This window comes from Mycobacterium sp. 050272 (assembly GCF_039023525.1).
GTDB lineage: Bacteria > Actinomycetota > Actinomycetes > Mycobacteriales > Mycobacteriaceae > Mycobacterium.
In genome coordinates, this window is the sequence record NZ_JBCHKV010000012.1 from 62958 (window position 1) to 87065 (window position 24108).

Here is a 24108-nt window from a genome sequence, read left to right on the forward strand (position 1 = left end):
GGCCATGTCCACGGCGGCTTCGTCTCGGCGCTGTCGGAGCTCACCTCACGCCAGGCCGCTTCCCGGGGCCGCACCGTGGCAGCCCTGGAGCACGCACACTGCTACCTCCGGCCGGTGCCGGCACGTGCCGGATGCGTGGTGCGTTGCGAAGCGTCGATCGACCGTGTCGGACGCCGGATCGTCTCCACGACGTGCCGCCTGCTCGATGAGACCGGTGCGCGGTTGGGGTCCTCGACCTCCTCCTACGCGGTCATCACCCGAAGGGAGCCACGCAGTGGTGGAAACCCTGCTCACCCTGCTTCGAGCGAGGTCCCAGACGTCTCTGGCGGTGGTCACCCCCCACGTGCGCTGGAGTACAGGCGAACTACTCGAGCGCGCCGCGGGAGCCGCGGACTGGCTTGCCGCACAGCGCACCGAAGGCGCGCTCCACATCCCGCTGCTCGTCCCCTCGGGCCCCGACGTCCTCGCCCTCACCGTGGCGGGCGCCGCACTGGGACTGCCCGTGGCGCCGTTGAACCCTCGCTCCGGGCCCGCCGACCTGCTACCCCTGCTGGATCCGGGGCTGACACCGCTGGTCGTGGTTGGCGAGGGACCGTTGGCCGACCTGGTGCGCAGTGCTGGGTGCCAGCCGGTGCTACTTCCGTCGTTTCCGCGGTTAACCACGCCGTTGCCCGTGCCGGCAGACACCGACGTCGTCCTCGTGTTGCACACGTCTGGGACAACCGGTGTCCCCAAGCGGGTGCCCGGACGTCACCGCGAGCTCGTCGCTCGCATCAGACTGCTCGCGGGGATCTTGGGCCTGACCCCGGCCTCGATCGTCACAGCGGGATCACCCCTGCACCACATTGCCGGCCTGGGCCAGCTCCTGGTGGGGCTCGGCGCCGGTTCCGCGGTCGCCCCGCTACCCGGCGGGGCAGCCGTGCACTGGGCTGAGCTGGCCGCATTGGGCGCGACGCACACCATCCTCGTGCCCACGATGCTTCACGACCTGCTGGAACGGGGTGCGCTCGCAGATGCACCGCTGGAGGTCATCCAGTACGGCGCCGCCCCAATGGCTCCCGCGCTCGTACGGCGCGTCATCGATACGCTGCCCGAGGTTCGGCTGATCCAGCTCTACGGCCAGACCGAGGGCAGTCCGCTGACCTGGCTCGACGATGGGGCACACCGGGCGGGTACTGGCTTGGACACGGTCGGCGTTGCGCTTCCGGGGGTCGAGCTGCGGCTGGACGGTGAAGAGGTGGTCGCCCGCGCCGCCCACCTCTTCGGAGCGGTGGACGGTGCATGGTTGCACACAGGAGACCTTGGCACCTTCGACGAAGAGGGGCGGCTGCGCCTGATCGGACGCGCTGGAGACCGCATCGTCCGCGGCGGGGAGAACGTCGACCCCACCGAGGTCGAGGCCCTCATCTCCGGTCACCCGAGCATCCACGAGGTCGCCATCGTCGGCATTCCTGACGAGCGGCTCGGTCAACGGGTCAGGGCCTACATCGTCGGCGACGAGGTTGACTTCGAGGAGGTTCGGGTCTGGACCCGGGCGAGAACCATGGGCTTCAAAGTCCCTGACGAGTGGGTGCGAATCCCCGAGCTCCCTCGATCATCGGCGGGCAAGGTGCTGCGACGCGCCCTGCCGATGTGAGGTCGTCGTGTGATCCCTTGTTGTGCAACGACATGCGTGCGTGGCGCCAACCTACCCTTAGCTATGAGGATGGGATCATTGCTGTAGATGAACTAGCGCCACTTCCTTGGGTGACTATCATTGACCCGCACGACCGGGCGAGGAGGAGTGCGTGACGGAGGGCAACCCGTTTGCACGTGCCGGCGCCGAGCAGCGGGTTCGTCCGCTCAAGATGTCGGATCAGGTTGCGGCTCAGGTCCGGCGGATGATTGTCAGCGGGGAACTCGTCGACGGTGACTGGCTGCCGCCCGAAGCCGAACTGATACGACGATTCGGGGTATCGCGACCGACACTGCGGGAAGCGCTGCGGTTGTTGGAAGGCGACGCGTTGGTCACCATCCGCCGCGGCCCACCCGGCGGTGCGCGCGTGACGGTGCCTGGTCCCGACGCCGCCGCCAGATTGTTCGCCATGGTGCTGATGCTGTCCGGCACGACCATCGGTGACGTCTGGGACGCCCGACTGGTCATCGAGCCGCCCGCGGTGCGCCGACTGGCGCAAACTGCCTCGCGGGCCCAACTGACCGCGCTCGACGACGAACTCGGCCGGGTTTGCGCCGCCGCCGAAGACCCCCGCGGATTCCACAGTGCCGGGGTGAGTTTCCACCTCAAACTCGTTGAGCTGTCCGGCAACCACACCCTGGCCGCGGTTATCGGCATGCTCTCGGAGATCATCGAGCGCGAACTGGCCACGACTGTCGCTGAAATCGGGTCTGACAGCCCAGAACTCGCGCGGGCGAACCGGCGCGCGCTGCGCAGCTACGAAAAGATCGCGGCCCTCATCCACGCCGGAGACGGCGAAGCCGCCGAACAAGCCTGGCGGGACCACATGACCAGCGCCCGTCGCTATCTCACGAAGGTTCAGCACCGGGACCGCGTCATCGACCTGCTCTCCTAGCGTACCGGCGAAAAACAATCACATTGGCGCTCAATGCAACTCGCTGGCTCGGCATCACGACCAACATAACGCCAACGGCTGCTCGGCCAGTTTCCAAGTGCTTGCTCAGCGACCGATAACGAGTCCAGCCGGTTCCCTCGGTCGCACCGGGTTTGACGATCCGGCACCCCAGCGAGTCCCCACACCGGATGTACCCTACGATAATCAGATAACCATATATCGGATTATAGGTGATCGACAGGGCGTTGCCGAGCCGGCCCGTCGCGGCTGCGGACCGGCGAGAAAGTGGGTGTGAGGATGAGGCGTTTGGTGTTCGAGGCCGAGCACGAACAGCTGCGGGAGACCGCGCGACAGTTCATCGAGCGTGAGGTTGCACCGCATGCCGAGAAGTGGGAACGCGAGCGCATCGTCGACCGTTCGGCCTACCTCGCGGCGGCTAAGTACGGCCTGATCGGATTCAATATGCCCGAGGAGTATGGGGGTGGTGGTTCGGATGACTTCCGGTTCAACGCCGTCATCAATGAGGAGTTCGCGAAGTGGGGCAACGTTGTTCCCGCGCTGAGCCTGCAGAACGATGTCGTGGGCCCCTACTTCAGCACATTGGCTAACGACGAGCAGAAGAAGCGGTGGCTGCCGGGGATCATCAGTGGGGAGACCATCGTGGCGATCGCGATGACCGAGCCCGGCGCGGGTAGCGACTTGGCCGGCATCCGCACCTCCGCGGTCCGCGACGGCGACGACTGCATCCTCAACGGCTCCAAGACCTTCATCTCCTCCGGCATCAACTGCGATCTCGTCGTGGTCGTCACGCGCACCGATCCCGCGGCGGGACACAAGGGATTCACACTGCTCGTGGTGGAGCGCGACATGGCGGGCTTCACTCGAGGGCGCAAGCTGGACAAGATGGGATTGCCCTCACAAGACACAGCCGAATTGCACTTCGAGAACGTCCGGGTCCCGTCGACCAATGTGCTCGGCGCCGAAGGTCGAGGGTTCTACCACCTGATGCACAACCTGCCCTCCGAGCGACTGTCGATCGCGATCTCCGCGGTTGCGGGTGCGCGCGAGACCTGGCGGCAGACCCTTCAGTACGCCAAGGACCGCAGGGCATTTGGACAGCCGATCGGCAGCTTCCAACACAACCGCTTCGTGATGGCCGAGCTCGACACCGAGCTGGAGATCGCCGAGCAGTACATCGACCGGTGTCTGCTGGCGGTGCGGGACAAGGAGTTGACGGCGGTGGAAGCCGCCAAGGCCAAGTGGTGGTGCACCGAGCTCGCCAAGAAAGTCGTCGACGCCTGCGTGCAGCTGCACGGCGGCTACGGCTACATGAACGAGTACCGGGTGGCGCGCGACTACGTGGACACCCGCATCATGACCATCTTCGGCGGCACCACCGAGATCATGAAAGACCTGATCGGCCGCGACCTCGGCCTGTGAACTCGATCGGCAGCTAGCGCCCCACGACAAGGAGGTCAGGTGGGTAACGATTCTTACGGCGACATCAGGACCGTGACGCCCGAAGAGCACTGGAAGCACTTCGAGAAGTCCTGGCGAGCCCTGAAAAGCTATACCTACCTTGGCAAAACGACACCGCACCTGGATGCCGGCGTGGAGAAGGAAGCGATGCCGCTGCGCCACGATATGCGCAACTCATCGGGCGGCATCACGGCGAGCCCGTTGACGATCCTGGCGCCCGAACCCTGGTGGCGCGACGACGAATGCGTGCCCGCGCCGGTGACGATGACCTACGACATCCTCGATCCCGCCTACGACGTCACGCGCCTAGAGGTGATTCGCGACGTGATCAGCGTGGGTCGCACCATGGGCTTCAGCCGTGCCCGGGTCGTCGACGCCGCCGACCACAGCCGGGTCATCGCGATCTCGACGGGCAGTGGGGTGAGCCTGGGTGATGTCCCGCCCGGCTTCTACCCGGTGGAAAACCCAATCGATGACCTGGCCGACACCCCGGATCTGCCGCCGCTGCGCGAGGTGTTCGGCATCAGGAAGCGCACGGACGGCACGCTGGAAATCCCGAAGGTGACGCCTGAGATCGCCTCGCCGCACTCGGCGCTGCACCAGGGACCCATCAACATCGCCTTGGAAGCGGCGATGACCGACCAACTCCAACGGATCCTGGGCGCTACGGACCTGCAGGTAGAGCACTACACGGTGATGTTTGTCCGGGCCGGTTACACCGGCCCGTTTGTGGCCAGTGCCGTCGTAGTCAACCCGCACGGGCCGCGGTTCGGTGTCGAGGCCACCATGATTGACGAAGCTGCCGACGGCCGCATCATCGCCACCGCGTCAGCGGCGTTCCGCCGGGTCACGTTGACATGAGCCTCCCTGCGGGACAACCTGCGTGCCTTGTCATTGGGTTAGCGTCGGTGGGTCTGTGCGCACATGCGGGCGTGTGCGATCCGGTGGCGTGGCCATGTTTGCCAGATTCAACACAGACGAAGTGCGAGAGGGACTTCAGACCGATCACCAACGCTGAACGTGCCGTCACCGCACGAGCTGCGCCGATGGCCCGCCGCTGTTAGGGCCTGCGTCGCCGAGGTGCTATATAGGAATATATTTAGCTACTGGTTGACCCCCGCACCGCCGGGTCACTTGGGGAGATGGTCATGGAACACACGATCGGGATCGGCCAGCTGCGCGGTGCTACGTGCGCCTACTTTCGGCAGGTGGCAGCCGGCGACAGCTTGCATGTGAAGCGCCGCGGTCGGATCGTGGCCAGAATCGACGCGATGCCAAAAAGAGCGCCGGCCAGGGGCGCCGGACAGCCGGTCGTATCGCCACCGCATCCGGTCGTAGTGGATCTCAGTCACTTTCGATCCCATGCAGGACGGTACTTTGATCGCGTTGCCGCGGGCGAGTCCATCGTGATCGCCCATCAAGGCTGCCAACTGGCCCACATTTCGGGATGATCGGCGGCCCCCTCTCGGCGAGTACGCTGTCGCACGCCGGGCTGTGCACGGGCATCTCTCACGCGTCCTGAGCCAGGATGGGCGGGCGCCGATGAGGAACGGTGCCGGCTTAAGACTTGTCGGGGATGGCATGTGCGGCAGGCGCAATGACTTGGGTCCGGCCCGTTCTCCCGGCGTCCCGCCCTTGACCATTAGGCATGTATGAACACATAATATGATTAGTGTTCAATAGAGTATATTGATACGATAACTGCGGCGGTTGTGTTGTGGTCGTTAGGTGGATTTTTGCGGCGAACGCTCGCCGAGCATCCCTGTAGGTCAACGTAAATCAACATCTGTGAGGTTGTGACATGGAAACATCTGCCGCGACAGCGGAACGAGTGCACCAGGCGCTTGTCGAGTGGGAGCTCGTGAAGCTCAACACCGCATTCGCCTACTTCATGGACCACGGTGACTTCGAATCGATGATCCAGTTGTTCACCACTGATGCGCATTTCGACAGGGCAGGCAACATCCATCGCGGCCGTGATGAAATCCGGGAGGCTATGCGTCAGCGCCCCAAGGTGACCGCGCGACATCAGCTGACGAATTTTCACTTCCTCAACGTTTCCGACGAATACGCAGAGGGCGTCATCTGCGCGATGGTGTACCACGGGCCGCCTCAGGAGGACGGCAAGCCGGCGGATTACGCCGTCGATGAGTGTCGACTCATGGAGTTTCAGGACAAATACACACGCACACCAGAGGGATGGCGTATCGCATCGCGGATCGGAAGGGCAATACTGGTTCCGCGCAAGATCAGGCCGTGACGCGCTTAGCTGCCGAACTGCACGCGGCATGAAGCCTCTTTGCCGAGGAGCATCTGCAGCACCTCGCTGAGGTGCCGTGTCACGGCATCGGGCAGGTGATCCATGATGGTCCGGTTCTCGAAACCTATCATCCGAATTCCCTTGAGCAGAATAAGGTTCAGCGGTATACACGGGATCTCGACCGCGGCGAAGCCGCACACGACGTCGCGCCCGTCCCAGCCGCATCGCATGCAGGCCGGGTTCGGGATACCGGCCGCCGACCGGGGTCGACGACAACGCCGAGGCGCCTCCGGTGAGTGCGTTGAGCCGGCCCTTGAGGTCGTCTCCTCCATAGTCGGACACTATGACGGCCCCATAATCGGCTGCCACCCGGCACTTCTCGGCATGCCTGCGCGAATGTACAGAAAATAGTAATTATGTATAATCAGTTCGATCCGTACCACCCAGCGGCCCGGATGGCGCGGCCCGAAGCGAAAGGAGGCGGTCCGTCCTGAGACATCGACTCCTGATCGTCGGGTTGGCCGAGCGCACCGACATCGCCTTGTCGCGTTGTGGCTCTCAGCTGCGACGTTGGATCCAGATCTGAAATCTTCCCGAATACCGGCATTGCCAAAGCGGCAGAGAGGCGAACAAGTGCAGCGCACCCTGTTCAACGATGACCATGAGGCGTTTCGAGCGACCGTCCGCGCGTTCTACGCCGAGCAGGTGGTTCCGGAGTACACCGAGTGGGAGCAGGCCGGGGCGCCGCCGCGACATTTCTGGACCGCTGCAGGCAAGCTCGGCCTCCTAGGTATCCAGGTTCCCGAAGAATTCGGTGGGGGCGGTCAGGACAGCTATCTGTTCAATGTCATCCTGACCGAGGAATCCCAGCACGCCGGCGTCGCGCTCGGCGGGCTGCGAATGCATACCGACATTGCGATGCCGTACTTCCTCAACGTCGCCAATGCCGAGCAGCAAAGCCGGTGGCTGCCGCGGCTGGTATCCGGCGACGCGGTCAGCGCGCTGGCGATGTCGGAGCCGGGCGCAGGTTCCGACATGAAGGCGATCACCACCCGCGCGGTGCGTAACGGCAATCATTACATCGTCTACGGCTCAAAGACGTTCATCTCCAACGGCGCCAACGCTGACCTCATCGTCACCGCCGTCAAGACCGATCCCGAAGCCGGCCGGGAAGGCCTGAGCCTGCTGGTGATCGAAGGCGACAGCCCTCGGCTCATCCGCGGCCGCAAGCTCGAGAAGCTGGGCTTGAAGTCACAGGACCTGGCGGAGCTGATCTTCGACGATGTAGTGGTGCCCGCCGAGAACCTTTTAGGGGAGGAGGGCAAAGGGTTCGCCTACCTGACGGAAAACCTTGCCCAGGAGCGCCTCTCGATTGCGGTGAACAGTCAGGCCGCCGCGGCCAAGGCGTTACGAGACACTATCGAATACACCAAGGGGCGCAAGGCGTTTGGTACGACAGTATCGTCATTCCAGAACACCAAATTCGAACTCGCAGCCTGCGCCACCGAAATCGAGGCCGGTCAGTCACTGCTCGACCGGGCCCTGCTGGCTCATGAGGACGGAAAGCTGTCAGCGGCAGATGCGGCCATGGTCAAGCTGTACTGCACCGAACTACAAGGCCGAGTGATCGACCGCTGTCTGCAGTTGCACGGTGGCTACGGCTACATGATGGAATACCCGATCGCGCGAGCTTATGCCGATGCCCGCGTGTCGCGAATCTACGCCGGCTCCAGCGAGGTCATGAAGGTGATCATCGCCCGGTCGCTTGGGCTCTGACCCGTGGGATGCAGGTATGCCGGGCCGAGATGGGCAGCACCTCGCATTTCCGTTGCCCGTATCATGGCTGCTCCTACCGCAACGACGCCAAAATCGCCGGATTGCGGGGATGCCATGCCGAAATTGACGCCGAATGCCCGGATCGGCAGGGGATACCTGTTGCAGGAGAGTGTCTCGGAAGGGTCGTGCTGATGGCCGGCGGGACTGTCGTCATTGTCGGAAGCTCGGTTGCCGGGGTGCGTACTGCCCGGGCATTGAGAACACAACAATTCGACGGTCGCATCGTGTTGATCGGCAAGGAGACCGAACTCCCATACGATAAGCCGCCGCTCTCCAAGCAGTTCCTCGCCGGCGCATGGGATGAGGACAGGGTGCGACTGTTGACAGCGGACGACGCCGAGGCCGCCGGCATCGAGCTACGCCTCGGCAGTGCCGCGGAACGCCTCGATGTCGCTGATCGGAAAGTCGTCCTTGCCAACGGCACACGAATGCCCTACGACATTCTTGTCGTGGCCACCGGCGCTGACGCGAGGCCGTCCCCGTGGCCGGTCGAATCCGGCGTGCACGTTGTCCGCACACTCGACGACAGCCGGGGACTGGCCCGCGACCTCACCTCGTCATCGGGTCCCGTGGTGGTGGTCGGCGGCGGATTCGTCGGCGCAGAAGTGGCGGCAACCGCCCACGCGGCGGGCCGAGACGTCACGATCATCGACCCTCTGCACGCGCCGATCGGCCGGGTTCTGGGCGAGGAACTTGGAGCCATGTTCACCGATCTGCACCATCGCCACGGCGTACGGACCCGGTTCGGCGAAGGTGTCGAGGCGGTCGAGGGCACGGCCGGGAAGCTGCGCGTGACATTGACCAACGGCGAGGTGCTACCGGCAAGCACCGTCGTCGTGGGTATCGGCGCCCGCCCCAACGACACCTGGCTGTCATCGTCGGGACTGCTCATCGACGATGGGATCGTGTGCGACGAGTATTGCCGTGCAGTCGATCACAGCGATATCTTCGCGGTGGGTGATGTCGCCCGTTGGCATCATCCGCGGCATCGTGAAGATGTCCGGGTTGAGCACTGGACCAACGCCTCCGAGCAGGCGGTTTGTGTAGCCCACAACATCCTGCACCCCGATGAGCTGCATCCTTATGCACCGACGGAGTACGTCTGGAGCGACCAGTACGACTGGAAGATCCAGATCGCCGGCCGACCGGGCCGAGCCGAACTCCTACAGCTCATCGGCAACTTGCGCGGTGAAAAACCGCGTGCTGCAGCAATTTACAGCGACGAGAGCGGGCTGCTCCGAGGCGCCGTGACCGTCAACTGGCCGAAAGCCATCTTGATATGCCGCAAACTGATCGGTGCTGAGACCAGCGCCGCGTCGGCTCTGCACGAGCTCGAACAGTTGCCGCGGGCCGCTGCCACGGCCACCGCCCCGTGAGCATCCAGGGCCGCATGAATCGCTGTTAGGAGGCCGAAGGGGTCGACCCGTGACGGGGCATCTGAGGTAACGACCACCTTCAGGGCGAGCCAGCCGGCAAGCCCGCCGCGTCGCAGCGTTGGGTCACGTTGAAGGTTCTGCGCGGGCGCCGCTCTATGCGCCGTCCGTACCCTCGCCGGTGGCGTTCTTGCGCCTGAGAATGATTGCGCTGTCAGGGCATGCGGCCGCGCCACGGCGGGCTTGATCCTCGAGTTCGGCCGGCACGCTCGCGGGTGCGACGGCGAAGCCCTCGTCGTCGATCGAGTACACGTCAGCCGCCTCAGCGGCGCAAAGCGTATAGCCGCAGCACTTGGACCGGTCGACGGTGATCATCAAGGTTTGCTCGTTTTCTGCCATGGTTACGGCCCCTCCACGATGGGCTCCGACCGCTGAGGCCGAGAGCATTGGTTAAGACAAAATGTGAAGATTATGTCTTCTATGACCAACTTGTTCCAAGTATGCCACGTGCTGCGGGATACTGGCACTACAGTCATCGGTCCGTAGCACTTGCTACTTGACTCCGCGGTGATTCGGGACACATAATACGGTTAGTGTTCAACCCAACATATCTATTCAACAATGTCCGCGGCTGCGTTGGTGGTCGCCGGGGTGGACCTTGTCAACCTGGAGGTACTGCATGACAACCGTTGCGGCGGATACGACCACCGTGCTCGAAGCCGTCCGGGCGCTTACCCCGGAAATCGCCGAGCGGGCCGACGAGATCGAGAAGGCCAAGGTGGTGCCCGCCGACCTGCTCAAGCGGCTCGCCGATGCCGGTGCCTTCCGCATGTTCGTCCCGCGTCAATACGGCGGGGAGGAGATGAGCCTGCCCGAGGCCATGGCCGTGATCGAGGAGGTGTCGCGGGCGGACGCCTCCACGGGATGGACCGCGATGATCGGCGCCGACTTCGCACCGGTATTCGCCCGCCTCTCCAAAGAGGTGCTCGACAACGAGATCTATCCCGACGGGCCAAACACTATGGCACGCGGGGCTTTTGCCCCGAAGGGCGTCGCCGTCGCGACCGAGGGCGGTTATATCGTCAACGGCCAATGGCCACTGGCCAGCGGCAGCTACGAGCACCAGTGGGTGATGGGAAACTGCATCGTCCTGGACAACGGCCAGCCTCGGATGACCGACATGGGCGTCCCCGAGATGAAACTCGCCATGGTGCCGACCGCGCAGGCCCAGTTCCTGGATACCTGGGACTCGGTGGGGCTACGGGCGACCAACAGCAACGACTTCGTTCTCAAGGACGTGTTCGTGCCCGAGCACCACACCGGTGAGTTCTTCGGCGCTTCCGGTGTGGACACGCCGATGTTCCGGCTACCGACCCGCTTGGCGCTCGGGCCGACCCACGTCGCGGTGGTGCTCGGCATCGCCCAGGGTGCGCTGGATGACGTGCGCAAGCTCGCCAAGACCAAACGGCCGGCATTCAACCCCGGCATGCGACTGGCCGAGGACACCGTCTTCCAGTTCCGACTGGGTCTGCTCGACGTCCGTCTGGCGGCCGTGCGTGCGCTCGCCGAGAAGGAAACCCAGTTGATGTGGGACGCCGCGGTCGCGGGTGAACCGATCACGACGATGGCCGCGGTGCGCCAGCGCGCGATGGTTGCGCGGGCCCACACCGAGTGCGTGGAAATCGTCAACGAGGCCTTCGGCCTGGCCGGCAGCAATGCCATGTACAGCAGCTCCTCACTGCAGCGACGCTTCCGCGATATCCGCACCGCGGCACAGCACGTCGCGGCGAGCCCGGAGATCTACCAGATCGTCGGCGCTCTGCTCGTCGAGGAACCCGTCCCTCCGTCGGCCCTGATCTGAGTCAGGCTTTCAAGAGCACATGACTTCTACCGAGACGATGACGACCGAGTGGGAGCTGGTTCGCCTCAACAACGATTTCGCCTACTACATGGACAACGGTGATTTCGAATCGATGATCGGGTTGTTCACCCCCGACGCAGTCTTCGACCGCGCCGGCAACGTCCACCACGGCCACGACGAGCTACGCCAGGGAATGCGAGAACGGCCAAAGGCGACCACGCGGCACCTACTCACCAATTTCCACTTCACGAACGTACGTCCGGACTCGGCCCAGGCCGTCGTCTGCTCGATGGTCTACCACGGACCGCCGTCGGAACATGGTGAGCCGGTCGTCTACGCCACCGACAACGGGCGCGTCATAGAGTTCCACGACAAGTACACCAAAACGCCCGAGGGCTGGCGAATTTCGGAACGAATCGCACGGGCGATCTTCACCCCGAAGGTGTGGCCGTAACAGCCCTGATCACAGAAAGCGAGAATCATGGCCGACAAACACAACGGCGTGCAGGCCACGGTGGACAAGTTCTTCACCGCGCTGGCAACCGGGGACCATACGACCTGCGAAGCACTGTTCACCGACGACGCGGTGGTCTGGCACAACTACACCCAGCAGGAACAACCGAAAAGCGAAGCCCTTGCTGCACTTGCGGGGCTGGCGGCCATGCGGGCCGAATTCCACATCGTCGGGCGAGACTTCACGGATGACACCTGCGTTCAGCGACACGTCGTGCGGGTGACGCTACCGAACGGCGAAGTGGCGGCCATTCCGGCGATTCAGCGCATTTCCCTGTCGGGCGGTCGGATCCGGCGAATCGACGAATACATGGATTCGGCCCAGATGGCCGCGGCGATGCAGGCACTGCAAGCCGGCGTGTGACCGGCCCGAACAACTCGGCCAGGAATAGGAAGGAACCTGTAATGCCCGGAATCACAGACAAGTTCACCGGCGAACCTGTGCTGAAGGTCCAACGGCTCGGTCACGGCACCTTAGAGGTAGTCGACATCGCCAGGTCACGCCGCTTCTACGAAGAGGTCCTCGGGCTCGAGGTGATCCAACCGAGCGCCCGCTCGATGATGATCCGGCTCAACACCAACCACGCCTATGCGGTGGTGGAGACCGGCAAGGAGAGCTCCATGACGATGCTGGCCCACAATGGCCTCGACGTGGGCAGCGAGGAAGAGGTGTACGCGGCCCACAAGAGGCTGCTCGAGCTCAAGGACGAGTGGGGCCTCAAGACCATCACCGAGCCACGACACATGCACGGGGACACGTCGTTCTACTTCACCGACCCCGACGGCAACTGGTGGGAGATCGTGGCGGTCCGCGAAGGCGGTTATGCAGTGGACTTCTCCGACCCGGAGCGGGATCTCACCGGCCTGCACGAGTTCGACGGTGAGAGCGGCAATGTGAACTTCAGCCACACCCACGACCCCAACTTCCGGGCGCGCGTCCGTGAGGTTATCGACGCCAAGAGCAAGGCCTAACCGGTGAGCCGTCTGCAGGGAAAGGTTGCCGTCGTTACGGGCGCCGGTAAGGGCATCGGGCGGGGAATCGCCCGCAGGTTCGCCCGCGAGGGCGCCAAGGTGGTCATCGCCGAGTTCGATGCCGACGCGGGTAAGCGGGTCGCCGAGGACCTAGGCGCGCTCGGTGGCGAGGGCTTGTTCGTGCAGACCGATGTGTCCCGTAAGGGAGACATCGAAGATGCTGTCGCGGCCGCCCAAGACTCCTTCGGCGGTTTGGACATCCTTGTCAACAACGCGATTTCGCTGACCCCGGACGTTCCGCTGGAGCACAAGACCGACGAGATGTTCGAGCAGATGCTCGGAGTCGCCCTGTGGAGCGTGTGGTGGGGGATGCAGACAGCGTTCCCCGTCATGAAAGCTCACGGTGGTGGACGCATCATCAACTTCTATTCGATCGATGCCGATAACGGAAACTGGGTCCATGGCGACTACAACACCGCCAAGGGCGGTGTGCAGGCTCTGACCCGGACCGCCGGTTTCCAGTGGGCCAGGCACAACATCCTGGTCAACGCGATCGCACCGATCGCCGCATCGGCTGCCTTCGAAGAGATGGTGTCAGCCAATCCTGCACTGCTCGAGGCGGTTCCGCTGATGATCCCCTGCGGACGGATGGGTGATCCGGAGGAGGACATCGCCCCGGTGGCGGCGTTCCTGGCTAGCGACGAGGCGCGCTTCATCACCGGCGCGACCATCCCGGTCGACGGGGGCCTCCACGTACCCCGGCTGAACACCCGGCCGCCAGACCCCTCGGTCTTCGACTCACTGCCCGGCAGCCCCGGGTCCGAAAACAAGTAAGGAGAGCGTCGTGACTGTCGACGAGGTGAAACACGCTCGAACCGGACTGGTCCTCGCGGACGGGACCCCGCTGTCAGAGCTGATCGACCAGGACTATCGCGAGGTGTCGCTGCGCGTGCTCAACGATCCCGAGCTCTACCAGCTCGAGTTGAAACACGTGTTCGCCAGGGCCTGGACGGTCGTAGCCCACGAGGATGAAATCCCCAACGCCGACGACTACGTGGTGCGTTACGTCGGGGAGGACCAGGTCATCGTCAGCCGGGCGGCCGACGGGAGCATCACGGCGGTGCTCAATGTCTGCAGCCATCGTGCCGCACGCGTGTGCCGGTTCGAAGCCGGCAATGCCAAGCAGTTTCAGTGCCCTTACCACGGCTGGGTATTCAAATCGGACGGCGCCTTCCTGGCGTCTCCCATCGCTCGGGAGACCATGCACGGCGAATTGCGCAGCAAAGGCGAGTTGGGCTTGCGCCGCGGGCGGGTGGACACCTACACGGGCATGATCTTCGTGACGTTCGACGACAGCGCGCCGTCGCTGCGCGAATACCTCGGCCCGATGACTTGGTACTGGGATCTCATGTTCGACCGAACCCGGCGCGGCATGACAGTATTGGGTCATCCGCAGCGCTTCATCATCCCCGCCAACTGGAAGTGCGCTGCCGAGCAGTTTGCCGGAGACATTTTCCACACCCTGTCGCTGCACCGTTCGATGCAGGAATTGGCGCTGCTGGGAGCGGCGGCGGAAGAGCCGGCGATGGCCGGTGTGAGCGCCGGCTTCAACGGCCACTTCGTACGATGCTTCGACCTGACCGAAGAGCACTACCTCACCGCAATGAAGGGCAAGAATCTCGCCGCGATGTCACCGATGGAGCGGCTACGGCTGGCGCCACCGCCGGGAATGTCGCCCGACATGGTCGAGGACTTGCCCCAGCGCTTTGACGAGGGGCAACTCCAAGTGCTTACGCAGTTCACCCCGCAGGTGGGTCAGCTGTTTCCCAACGTCGCAGTTTTCGCGATGCCGTTCCAGTTCCCGGACGGAACCGTTTCGGCGTTCTTCAGTTGGCGGGTGTGGGTTCCCAAGGGACCGGACCACTTCGAGTTGTTCCATTGGACTCTGGTCGAACGTGACGCACCAAAAGAGCTCGCCGAATCCATGAATCTGATGACCGCTGCGACGTTCGGGATAAGCGGCTTCGTCGAGGCCGACGACACCGACACCTGGCCGATGCAGAGCCATGCCGCACGCGGTGCTCTGGGCCGCCAGTCGAAACTTCGCTATCAGGCGATCACCGGTGAGAACAAGCCCGGCGATTGGCCGGGGCCCGGGCAAGTCTACGCCGGATTCCCGAAGGACGACACGCAGTGGAACTTCTGGCTGCGCTACAGCGAGTTCATGGAAGGGAGACCGTGGTGACTGCAGAGGCCGCACCGGACATCGACACCCAGTCCCAATCTGGTGTCAGCTACCCGACACCGCGCGGGGCACGAATCCCGATGACCGATCCGCTCCATTTCGAGATCGTAGCGTTTCTCGAAGACGAGTCCGCACTGCTGGACTCCGATGACCTGACCGGTTGGGCCGGTCTGCTCGCGCCCGACATCGTCTATCGGGCGCCGGTGCGCACCACACGTGATCACCGGAACATGGGCGTCTTCGAATCAGACATGTATCTGTTCAACGAGAACATCATGACGCTGATGCTCAAGATAATGCGGATGACGCAGACCGACAGCGCCTGGGCTGAGAATCCGCTGTCACGCACCCAACGGATCGTGCACAAGGTGCGGGCCTACCAGACGGGCTTGGCAGGCGAGTACGAAGTGCACAGCTCCATCGTCTTGCTGCGATCTCGCTACGACGACCCGAAGCTCGAGATACTTCCGGCCAGGCGGGTCGACATCCTGCGCGGAGGTGATGAATGGAAAATCGCTTCGCGCACCATCTATTTCGAGCAGGCCACGCTCGGCGTGCAAAACCTCGCCATCTATCTGTGAGGCAGGGTTACGAATTGCCTTCTGCGACGGAGATTCCGGGTTATGTGGCAGGTACATGGGCGATCGATCCGGTCCGGTCGACGCTGAGGTTCACGGTCAAGCACCTGGGCGTGCAGACAGTGCGCGGCACCCTGCGGGTCGAGGGACAGATCGTTGTCGCCGATGACCCGACGGCTTCGGCCGTGATCGCAACGATCGACCTTGGCTCGGTCAATACGAAGAGCAAGGGCCGTGACAAGGCGATTCGCGCAGCTTCGCTGCTAAACATAGCGAACCATCCGACCGCGGAATACCATTCGACGGGAGTCACCCCTGATACCGGCGGCAATCCACAAGGCTTCCTGCTGGACGGAGAACTGACCTTCATGGGCATTACCCGCCGCGTACCACTGCGGATTCAGGCCGAGCGGTTCATCCACGACGGGGGCGCTGCGAGGCCGATCTTCATCGGACGAGGGCAGTTCACCCGCAGCGACTTTGGGTTGGTCTACCGCGCCCGCCCGCGGTTCCTCGATCGCGGGATCGGGCAGACAGTGCACGCGGACATACGGCTGGAGGGGTCACCCTGAAAATCGCGAGAATCCGCTTCCAGGACAATGATTCGTGGGCGCTGGTCGATATCGGGGCCGGCACGGTACAGCCGGTCCGCGGTGAGATAGCTGATTGGGGCCCCGCCGCATCCGAGGGCCAAGCGGCCTTCGAGTTCGCGGGTCCACCGGTGGCGCTTGAGGACGTGCGCCTCTTGCCGCCCATCACCCCAACGTCCACGATCGTCGGGGTCGGAATGAACTACTGGACTCACCTGGAGAAGCTCGGTGTCACCGAGCGCCCACCCAGCACCGTGGGTTTCCTCAAACCGCAAGCGGCCATCATCGGGCACGACGACGAATTGGCAAATCCCGCGATCACCAACCAGCTGGACTTCGAGGTCGAGCTGGTCGCTGTGATGGCCAGGCCGGCGAGCAAGGCCGACGGGCACCTCACCGACGCCGTGCTGGGCTACACCGTCGGCAACGACGTCAGTGCCAGGGACGCCGCGTCGCCTATGGGCGGACTGGACCTGTTCACGATGAAGGCGCTCACCGGAGCGACCCCAGTGGGGCCGTGGATCACCACCAAGGATGAGTTCGGCGGACCGGGCCAGATCGATGTGGGCATCTCTTTACGCGTCAACGGTGAAGAGCGCCAACATGATCGCACCGCGAAGATGATCTGGAACCTCGATGAGTGTCTCGACTACGTCGTCGCGAGGGTCGCCCTCAACGCGGGTGACATTGTGTTCACGGGCACCACGGACGGTGTCGGGATGGAGGACGGCCGATTCCTCCGAGAAGGCGATGTCGTCGAGGCGGAAATTGAAGGCATCGGTGTGCTGCGCAATGTCGTCGGCGCCAAGCAGTCGTAACCGTCAGCTGGCGGCCTTGCGACCCGCCCTGGTCCGGGCCTTCTTCGGTTCCAGCCCGGCCGAACTCCCGAGCGCGACCAGCAGGTCGCGCAGCTCACGATAGTCCTTGGCAGGCATGAAGTAATGCGAAAAAGCCATTCGCACAATGAGGTCCACGATTTCGTCCGGTGTCGCCAAGCCGAGCCGGACTGCCGGGCTTTCGGCGAGAGCGGGCTCCAAAGCGTCATGGAGGACGGCGGACAGCTGCGGTGAAACTTGCTTGATATATGCGATCACGAAACCGGGCTCGAGCTGGCCGAGTTGAACCGTCGCCGGATTGTCCTGCCAATAACGCAACATGATGTCCACGACCAAGCGCAGACGATCGGCGGGATCGGGCTGTTCGGCAATCGCCCCCTGCAAGATCCCGCGCAACCTCATGACGAAGTGATCCCCGAGCGCCTCGAGGAGGTCTTCCTTGTTCTTGAAGTACCGGTAGAGCGTGCCACCCGATACCCCCGCCTCGGCCGCGATGTCGCTCATTGCCAGCTTCTTCGGTCCCTGACGCGCAAGCGCGCGCAAAGCTCCATTGAAGATCTTCGCCTCGGTCGTCGCCCTGGTAGCCAAGGTATCGCCTCCCTTTCTGGCACTCAGTCGCCCTGCTGGACAGGCGTGCTCGGTAACAACGATGGTAATACAACTCAGCATTATGAAACATATTGTAGGATATGTGTATTATCGATACTATTCGTTCATCAGATTCAGCGCTCCCCACACCGCCACAAGTTTGGTGAGGAGCTGGATCTGTTCGGCGCTGCGGCGCAGGGGCTTGAACAGCGATCAAGGAGGATCACCGAATCATGGGTGCTGTACTGGCTGTAGGTGCCACACATTTCCCGCCGCTCGCGCTGCCCGACGAGCGGATGGCCGATGTATTTCGGTGGGCGTTGCGGGATCCTGAGCTGCCGGACGAGAAGCGCGACCCGGCCGCGCTCTCGAGTCTGCTTGTGCGCGAACTGGGCGACGACAACGGCCTGGCCGCGGCGGCAGCCCACCGCGAGGAGCTGCGTCAGAACTTTCAACGCGTGCGTGACGCTCTCGACGACTTCGCGCCCGACGTCGTGCTGATCTGGGGTGACGATCAGTATGAGTTGTTCCATGAGGACTGCGTGCCGCCGTTCGCGGTATGTGCTTTCGACGACCTGGAAACGCGGTTATGGCAACGGCCGTTCTACAAGGGCCGGCCGAATGCGTGGGGCGAGCCAGAAGACACGCCGTATCCGATCAAGGGCGCGCCTCGGGCCGGCAAGAAACTCACCACCGAACTGCTAAGCCGCGGCTTCGATATCGCCTACAGCTACCAGCCCCTGCCCGACCGTCCGATGCCGGCCGCGTTCGCAAACACGTTGCGCTACCTCGACTGGGCCGGTGACGGCTTCCCCTATGCGTCGTTGTTCTTCTCCATCAACTGCTACGGCCGTCGATTGGTCAAACACAAGGGCGGTTTGGCCTATCTGAGCAGCATGCCCAAGGACATCTCCGAACTGGATCCACCGGCACCTGCGCCGGCTCGCTGCTTCGACCTCGGCGCCGCGGTGGCCGAGATCTGTCTGCAAAGCAAGTCACGGGTGGCCCTGGTCGCCTCGTCGAGCTGGTCGCACGCGTTCCTCAACGAGGCGAGCCGTTTCCTGCTTCCGGACACGGCCCGGGACCGGGAGTTGTTCGCGCAACTTAACGGTGACAAACCGGCCGCCTGGCGCGATGTAACCCTTCAGGAGGTCGAGCGGGCCGGGCAACACGAGATGCTGAACTGGTTCTGCCTTGCCGGTGCCGTCGACCGCCTCGGCGTTCGTCCCGAGTGGATGGAGATGATCGAAACCGACCTGTTCACCTCGAACAAGGTCTTCGGCGTCTACCAGGTGGCAGGGGACAGCTGAGATGGGCGCATTCACCGGCAAGTGTGTCATCGTCACCGGCGCCGCGGGCGGTATCGGGACGGCGTTGAGTGAGCGATTCGCCACGGCGGGCGCATCGCTGGTGCTGGCCGACACCAACGACGAGGGCCTGGCCAAATTGGCCGCCAAGCTCGAAGGCGATCACGCCGCGCCGGTGATCACCAGCGTCGGTGACCTGAGCACCCGGGAAGCGGCCGAACAGATGGTACGGCAAGCGGTCTCGGTCTTCGGTGGCCTCGACGTGTTGGTCAACAACGCCGGCGGCGGCGTCATCCGCCCGACGCTCAGCCACACCGAGGAAACCCTGCAAGCCACCATCAATCGCAACTTGTGGACGGCGCTGCGATCGACGCTGGCCGCGCTGCCGGTGATGCTCGAGACCGGCAAGGGCCGGGTGATCTTCATCGGCGCCGATTCGGTGCGCAACGGCCTCGAGGACCATGCGATGTACAACGCGGCCAAGGGTGGCGTGCATGCGGTGGCCGGCAGCCTTTCCCGTGAATTCGGTAAGCAGGGTGTCACTTTCAACGTGGTGGCGCCTCCGGCTGTCCGCTCGCCCGAATTCGAGCGGTTCCTGCGGGAGCAGCCCGAACTGACCCAGCGCTTCGTTTCCCAGATCCCGATGGGCCGGCCTGCGGAGCTCAGTGAGGTTGCCGCTCTCGTCGAGTTTCTCGCCGGCGATGAGGCGGGATTCATCAACGGCCAGGTGGTCGGTGTGAATGGGGGGTCGACGCTCGCATGACTGGCAACGGATACAAGGATCTGGTCGTCGAAACCCCGGGTGTGGATTTCCGGGTACATCGGTCGGTCTTCACCGACGAGGAACATCTGAAACGCGAACAGAAGACCATCTTCGCCAATAAGTGGCTGTACGTGGGTCACGCCACCGAGGTGGCTCGCCCGGGTGACTTCGTCGCGCGGACGGTGGTCGGAGAACGGCTGATCATGTGCCGGGACAACAGCGGTGAGCTTCGGGTCTTCTTCAACACCTGCCGTCACCGTGGTGCGCTGGTCTGTCGCGAGCCCAAGGGAAATGCCGAAAGATTCCGCTGCTTGTATCACGCATGGACGTATAAGAACTCGGGAGAGTTGATCGGTGTCGCCGAGCGCGCATCGTTCCCACCCAGTTTCGATCCCGCGAACTTCAGCCTGGATTCGCCCAGGTTCGAGGTGTACCGGGACTTCGTCTTTGCCACGTTCAACCGTGACGCCCAGCCGCTGCGCGACTACCTCGCTCCGGTGCTGCCATACCTGGATGCCGTCATCGACCAATCACTGACCGGACAGATGGAAGTGGTTGAGGGAACACATATCTACCGGATGGGCGGCAACTGGAAGCTCATCGTCGAAAACAGTCTCGACGGCTACCACGGCATGGCCGTGCACAAGACGTATTTCGCCTACCTCAACAGCCGGGGTTACGATCTCGGCGGAGGCTTGGACGGAGTGGGTCTGAGCCTTGGCAACGGACACGTAATGATGCGCTACAAGGCGCCTTTCGGCCGGTCGGTCGCCAAACCTGTTGCGGTGATGAGCGAAGAGGCCAAGCAGCGGGTCCGCACCATCGCCGCGGAGCTGGTGGACAAGTTCGGCGACGAGACCGCCGAACTCGTGGGGCAGACCTCCAAGAACATTCTGATCTATCCCAACCTTTTGATCATCGACGCCGCATCGCTGCAGTTGCGGGTGCTCGATCCGGTCGCCGTCGACCACACCGATGTCACGGCGTGGTGCTTGGCCCCCGTCGGCGAGGACCCAGAACTGCGCAAACACCGCATCCAAGGGTATCTCGAATTCCTGGGGCCAGGCGGTTTCGCGACTCCGGACGACAACGAAGTCATCGAAGCCTGCCAGGAAGCCTACGGACGCGTGCGCGGCACGGAGTGGAACATCGTCTCCAAAGGAATGGGGAAGGACGTTCCGAGTCTGACCGACGAGGAGCAGATGCGCGGATTCTGGCGCCAGTGGCAGACGGACGTTGCGGCGACGGACGAGGTCGCCATGGCCGGAGCCGAGCAGTCATGACCAAGATGCTGTCTTCCCATCCGGCGACCGTTGACCGCGACACCGCATACGAAGTCGAATCGTTTCTCTATCACGAGGCCGAGTTACTGGATACATGGAAGCTACCGGAATGGTTGCAGCTGCTGACCGAGGACTGCACGTACCTTGTTCCGTCCACGGACGCAATCGATTCCACCACTCCCGACAAGACCGTCTTCATCATCGCCGACTCCTACCCACAGATCGTGGGAAGGGTGGAGCGCCTGGAAAGTGAGATGGCGTTCGTCGAGCGACCACGCTCACGGACCCGCCGGTTGATTACCAACGTGCGCGTCCACGATAACGGCGCGAACGGTTTCGAGGTGTTGTCCAACTTCGCCGTCTACCGGTACCGGCGCAGCGCGTCACACCTGTTCACCGGTGAGTACCGCCACGTGCTGGTACGCGGCGCAGACGGCGGCTTCCGCATCCGGGAGCGTCGGGCCACGCTGGACTGCGAGGAACTCCGGCCGCAGGGAAAGGTCAGTTTCATTCTGTGAACACCGAAATCGATCGGCCAATCGGCCGCGGAGGTGAATCCTGGTGCGTGTAGCCAATGTTGGTGGCAGATTAACGTTGGTGGTCGAGGGCGGTGGCATCGATGTCGAGAAGGCCAGCAACGGTCTGTTTTCGGCCGATCCGGCGGCCGTCTACGACCGGTGGCCGGAATTCCGGCGCTGGGCGGCGTCGGGGGTTGACTTTCCCGCCGACCCGATCGACGAGCAGAGCCTGGGAGCGCCGTCACCAAGGCCGCGCCAGGTGTTCTCGATCGGCGCGAACTATCCCGACCACGCAGAGGAAGCCGACTTCACCCTGCCCGAGGTGATGGAGGTGTTCTCGAAGTTCCCCTCCTCGATCGCCGGGCCGAACACCGACGTCCCGCTGCCCAAGAACACGGTGGACTGGGAAGCCGAACTGGTGGTTGTCATGGGTACGCTGGCACACCGCGTGGCCAAACGCGAGGTGTGGGATCACGTCGCCGGAGTGATGGGCGGCCAAGACTATTCCGAGCGAGAGCGGCAGATGGCCGCCAGCCAATGGGGTTTGGCCAAGTCCTACCCCGCCTTCGGCCCGACCGGGCCGTGGTTAGTGACGCCGGATGAATTTCCCAACCCCGACGACATCGGCATCACCTGTTGGGTCAATGGTGAGCAAGTGCAGCACGCCCGCACGTCACGGATGATCTATTCGGTGCCTGACATCGTGGCCGAATTATCCACGTATTGCACGCTTTATCCCGGCGACCTGATCTTCACCGGGACCATGTCCGGCGTCGGCTTCATCCGCAAGCCGCCTCGCTATGTCGCGGTCGGAGACATTGTTGAGACCGAAGTCGAGGGTGTAGGACGACTGCGAAACACGATGGTCGTACCGGGATTTACCCGATGAAGAACAAGGTCATCCACCGCTGGCACGACGAGGAGCAGGCGCGCAGGTACCGCCAAGCCGGCATCTGGGGCGACCAAACACTGCCTGAGATGTTCGACGAGCATGTGGCCCGCGACCCGGATCGACTAGCGCTGATCGACGACCATGTGCGCTGGACCTACGGAGAGCTCGCGGATCTGACCCGGCGGGCGGCCAATCTGCTGCTGCACCTCGGCGTCAAACCGGGTGACCGGGTTGCTGTGCAGCTGCCGACCTGCGGCCTAATACCGCTGGTCCACCTGGCGGCCAACCGCATCGGCGCTTACATCGTTGCCATGCCCATCCGATGGCGCCGCGCGGAGGTCGGCGCACTGCTCGACACGATCGGTGCGCAGGTGCTGATCGGCGTGGAATCCGATGGTGATATCGACGTCCGGGCGCTGCACGACGACTTGCGGTCGACGCTGCCGGATCTACGCGAGGTGCTCTACGCCCGGACGGGAGCCGCCGACGGGTTCGAAGCGCTGATCCGTGCCACCGAACCGCTGGACGCGGCCACCGCGCACCGACTGCGTGCCGATCCGGATGAGCCGGCGCACGTGATGTGCTCGTCGGGTACCACCGGTGTGCCGAAGGCGTCGCTGTGGAGCGGCAACGACATGATCACGCTGCTGGTGCACCAGACCGCCCCGGCGTTGAGCCTTACCCGCGAGGACGTGGCGGCCGCGATCGCACCGGCCGGGCAGGGATCCACCGGTTACATCTTCGCGATCCTGATGCCGCTGCTGATCGGTGCGACGAGCGCGATGCTCGAGCACTGGCGCCCGCAGCCGGCGCTGGAACTGATCGCACGCGAGCGGTGCACCTTCGCAACCGCGATACCGACCCAGATGGTGATGATGCTCGACCTCGATCTGGAGTCGGCCGACCTCTCGGCATTCACGCGGTTCAACAATGCCGGTGCACCCTTGCCGCCCCGCGTCGCCGAGGAGGTCGAACGGCGGATGGGCTGCAAAGTCCAGAACGTCTACGGAACCACCGATGGCGGTGTGCCGACCATGACAACCCTCGACGATCCCGAGTGGGCGCGATGGACCACCGTCGGCCGAGTCTGCGAGGGCGAGGAAGTCCAGTTGCGGCGACCCGACGGCTCCGTAGTGCCTCGGGGCCAGACCGGTGAGGTGTTCTGGCGCGGCGCCAACAACACGTATGGATATTTGAACCAGCCGGATTACGACTTGGCCAACTGGGATCCCGAGGGCTGGTACCGCTCCGGAGATCTCGGCGAGTTCGACGATGCCGGATACCTCAGAATCGTCGGACGAGCCAAGGACATGATCCTGCGCGGGGGAATGAACATCTTTCCGCTTGAGGTGGAAACGGTTCTGATCAAGCACCATGCCGTGGCGGCGGTAGCGATTGTCCCCGTGCCCGACGCGCGACTGGGCGAACGCGCCTGCGCTGTCGTGGTCGCCAGCGGCCAACCGCCCACGCTGTCGGATCTCATTGAGTTTCTCGACCACCACGGTCTTGCGAAATTCAAGTTCCCCGAACGCCTGCTGATCGTCGACGAACTTCCCATCAATCCCGGCGGGAAGGTCGACAAGATCCGCCTGCAGGCGCTGGCCGCCGACCTTGTACTGCCCTCCCACTGATACACGACCGAAA

The 24108-nt window shown here is 63.7% G+C and carries 26 protein-coding genes; 22 read left to right on the forward strand and 4 right to left on the reverse strand.

Going from position 1 to position 24108, the window contains the following annotated elements; genetic code table 11:
* Positions 1–274: 274 nt before the first annotated feature.
* The 4 genes from AAHS21_RS21340 to AAHS21_RS21355 all read left to right on the forward strand — a co-directional run bounded on the left by AAHS21_RS21340 (position 275) and on the right by AAHS21_RS21355 (position 4910).
* Entirely contained in the window at positions 275–1636 is a 1362-nt protein-coding gene (locus AAHS21_RS21340; protein WP_342929564.1) for a fatty acid--CoA ligase family protein, read from the forward strand.
* A 151-nt stretch (positions 1637–1787) separates the two neighbouring features.
* Positions 1788–2570, forward strand: a complete 783-nt coding sequence (locus AAHS21_RS21345; RefSeq protein ID WP_342929565.1) for a FadR/GntR family transcriptional regulator — start codon at positions 1788–1790, stop codon at positions 2568–2570.
* A 297-nt stretch (positions 2571–2867) separates the two neighbouring features.
* A complete protein-coding gene (locus AAHS21_RS21350; RefSeq protein ID WP_342929566.1) occupies positions 2868–4010 on the forward strand; it encodes an acyl-CoA dehydrogenase family protein in 1143 nt (380 codons plus the stop codon).
* 39 nt (positions 4011–4049) lie between these two features.
* Positions 4050–4910: a hypothetical protein gene (locus tag AAHS21_RS21355; protein ID WP_342929567.1), complete on the forward strand. Its 861-nt coding sequence runs from the start codon at positions 4050–4052 to the stop codon at positions 4908–4910.
* A gap of 269 nt (positions 4911–5179) precedes the next feature.
* Here AAHS21_RS21355 and AAHS21_RS21360 read toward each other — a convergent pair whose 3' ends face one another.
* A complete protein-coding gene (locus tag AAHS21_RS21360) occupies positions 5180–5488 on the reverse strand; it encodes a hypothetical protein (RefSeq protein ID WP_342929568.1) in 309 nt (102 codons plus the stop codon).
* A 422-nt stretch (positions 5489–5910) separates the two neighbouring features.
* On the opposite strand from AAHS21_RS21360, the gene AAHS21_RS21365 reads away from it, so the two are divergent.
* Positions 5911–6309: a nuclear transport factor 2 family protein gene (locus AAHS21_RS21365; RefSeq protein WP_260741995.1), complete on the forward strand. Its 399-nt coding sequence runs from the start codon at positions 5911–5913 to the stop codon at positions 6307–6309.
* Positions 6310–6314: 5 nt separating this feature from the next.
* Here AAHS21_RS21365 and AAHS21_RS21370 read toward each other — a convergent pair whose 3' ends face one another.
* Positions 6315–6440, reverse strand: a complete 126-nt coding sequence (locus tag AAHS21_RS21370; protein WP_342929569.1) for a hypothetical protein — start codon at positions 6438–6440, stop codon at positions 6315–6317.
* Positions 6441–6942: 502 nt separating this feature from the next.
* Between AAHS21_RS21370 and AAHS21_RS21375 the strand changes: the two genes are divergently transcribed.
* Together AAHS21_RS21375 and AAHS21_RS21380 are read left to right on the forward strand one after the other, a co-directional pair.
* The gene (locus AAHS21_RS21375) at positions 6943–8085 is read left to right on the forward strand and encodes an acyl-CoA dehydrogenase family protein (protein WP_085242932.1); all 1143 of its coding nucleotides are present in this window, start codon (positions 6943–6945) and stop codon (positions 8083–8085) included.
* Positions 8086–8276: 191 nt separating this feature from the next.
* Positions 8277–9521, forward strand: a complete 1245-nt coding sequence (locus AAHS21_RS21380) for an FAD-dependent oxidoreductase (RefSeq protein WP_342929570.1) — start codon at positions 8277–8279, stop codon at positions 9519–9521.
* 153 nt (positions 9522–9674) lie between these two features.
* Here the strand turns inward: AAHS21_RS21380 and AAHS21_RS21385 are convergent, their stop codons facing one another.
* Positions 9675–9917: a ferredoxin gene (locus tag AAHS21_RS21385; protein WP_342929571.1), complete on the reverse strand. Its 243-nt coding sequence runs from the start codon at positions 9915–9917 to the stop codon at positions 9675–9677.
* Positions 9918–10197: 280 nt separating this feature from the next.
* On the opposite strand from AAHS21_RS21385, the gene AAHS21_RS21390 reads away from it, so the two are divergent.
* Genes AAHS21_RS21390 through AAHS21_RS21430 form a run of 9 tightly spaced genes read left to right on the forward strand, consistent with a single transcriptional unit; the run spans position 10198 to position 17095 of the window.
* A complete protein-coding gene (locus tag AAHS21_RS21390; RefSeq protein WP_342929572.1) occupies positions 10198–11379 on the forward strand; it encodes an acyl-CoA dehydrogenase family protein in 1182 nt (393 codons plus the stop codon).
* A gap of 19 nt (positions 11380–11398) precedes the next feature.
* On the forward strand, positions 11399–11833 hold the full coding sequence (locus AAHS21_RS21395; RefSeq protein ID WP_085242929.1) for a nuclear transport factor 2 family protein: 435 nt from the start codon (positions 11399–11401) through the stop codon (positions 11831–11833).
* A 27-nt stretch (positions 11834–11860) separates the two neighbouring features.
* Positions 11861–12256: a nuclear transport factor 2 family protein gene (locus AAHS21_RS21400; RefSeq protein WP_085242928.1), complete on the forward strand. Its 396-nt coding sequence runs from the start codon at positions 11861–11863 to the stop codon at positions 12254–12256.
* Between the two features lie 41 nt (positions 12257–12297).
* Positions 12298–12864, forward strand: a complete 567-nt coding sequence (locus AAHS21_RS21405; RefSeq protein ID WP_085242927.1) for a VOC family protein — start codon at positions 12298–12300, stop codon at positions 12862–12864.
* 3 nt (positions 12865–12867) lie between these two features.
* Positions 12868–13698, forward strand: a complete 831-nt coding sequence (locus AAHS21_RS21410) for an SDR family NAD(P)-dependent oxidoreductase (protein WP_342929573.1) — start codon at positions 12868–12870, stop codon at positions 13696–13698.
* 10 nt (positions 13699–13708) lie between these two features.
* Complete coding sequence (locus tag AAHS21_RS21415; RefSeq protein ID WP_342929574.1) at positions 13709–15109, forward strand: Rieske 2Fe-2S domain-containing protein; 1401 nt, start codon at positions 13709–13711, stop codon at positions 15107–15109.
* Entirely contained in the window at positions 15106–15690 is a 585-nt protein-coding gene (locus AAHS21_RS21420) for an aromatic-ring-hydroxylating dioxygenase subunit beta (RefSeq protein ID WP_342929575.1), read from the forward strand. Before AAHS21_RS21415 ends, AAHS21_RS21420 begins: the two co-directional genes overlap by 4 nt.
* Positions 15691–15704: 14 nt before the next feature.
* Positions 15705–16259 (forward strand): YceI family protein, encoded by a 555-nt coding sequence (locus AAHS21_RS21425; RefSeq protein WP_342929576.1) that lies wholly within the window; start codon positions 15705–15707, stop codon positions 16257–16259.
* Between the two features lie 11 nt (positions 16260–16270).
* Positions 16271–17095 (forward strand): fumarylacetoacetate hydrolase family protein, encoded by an 825-nt coding sequence (locus AAHS21_RS21430; protein ID WP_211279278.1) that lies wholly within the window; start codon positions 16271–16273, stop codon positions 17093–17095.
* Positions 17096–17098: 3 nt separating this feature from the next.
* Here the strand turns inward: AAHS21_RS21430 and AAHS21_RS21435 are convergent, their stop codons facing one another.
* On the reverse strand, positions 17099–17782 hold the full coding sequence (locus AAHS21_RS21435; protein ID WP_085242922.1) for a TetR/AcrR family transcriptional regulator: 684 nt from the start codon (positions 17780–17782) through the stop codon (positions 17099–17101).
* Between the two features lie 152 nt (positions 17783–17934).
* Between AAHS21_RS21435 and AAHS21_RS21440 the strand changes: the two genes are divergently transcribed.
* The 6 genes from AAHS21_RS21440 to AAHS21_RS21465 are packed head-to-tail and all read left to right on the forward strand — an operon-like array spanning position 17935 to position 24095.
* Positions 17935–19011: an extradiol ring-cleavage dioxygenase gene (locus AAHS21_RS21440; protein WP_342929577.1), complete on the forward strand. Its 1077-nt coding sequence runs from the start codon at positions 17935–17937 to the stop codon at positions 19009–19011.
* Position 19012: 1 nt separating this feature from the next.
* Positions 19013–19771, forward strand: a complete 759-nt coding sequence (locus AAHS21_RS21445; protein ID WP_342929578.1) for an SDR family oxidoreductase — start codon at positions 19013–19015, stop codon at positions 19769–19771.
* Positions 19768–21054 (forward strand): aromatic ring-hydroxylating dioxygenase subunit alpha, encoded by a 1287-nt coding sequence (locus AAHS21_RS21450; protein ID WP_342929579.1) that lies wholly within the window; start codon positions 19768–19770, stop codon positions 21052–21054. Before AAHS21_RS21445 ends, AAHS21_RS21450 begins: the two co-directional genes overlap by 4 nt.
* Positions 21051–21572 (forward strand): aromatic-ring-hydroxylating dioxygenase subunit beta, encoded by a 522-nt coding sequence (locus tag AAHS21_RS21455; RefSeq protein WP_342929580.1) that lies wholly within the window; start codon positions 21051–21053, stop codon positions 21570–21572. The genes AAHS21_RS21450 and AAHS21_RS21455 overlap by 4 nt, the downstream gene beginning before the upstream one ends.
* A gap of 43 nt (positions 21573–21615) precedes the next feature.
* Positions 21616–22461 (forward strand): fumarylacetoacetate hydrolase family protein, encoded by an 846-nt coding sequence (locus AAHS21_RS21460; protein ID WP_342929581.1) that lies wholly within the window; start codon positions 21616–21618, stop codon positions 22459–22461.
* Positions 22458–24095: an AMP-binding protein gene (locus AAHS21_RS21465; RefSeq protein ID WP_342929582.1), complete on the forward strand. Its 1638-nt coding sequence runs from the start codon at positions 22458–22460 to the stop codon at positions 24093–24095. Before AAHS21_RS21460 ends, AAHS21_RS21465 begins: the two co-directional genes overlap by 4 nt.
* Positions 24096–24108: the final 13 nt, after the last annotated feature.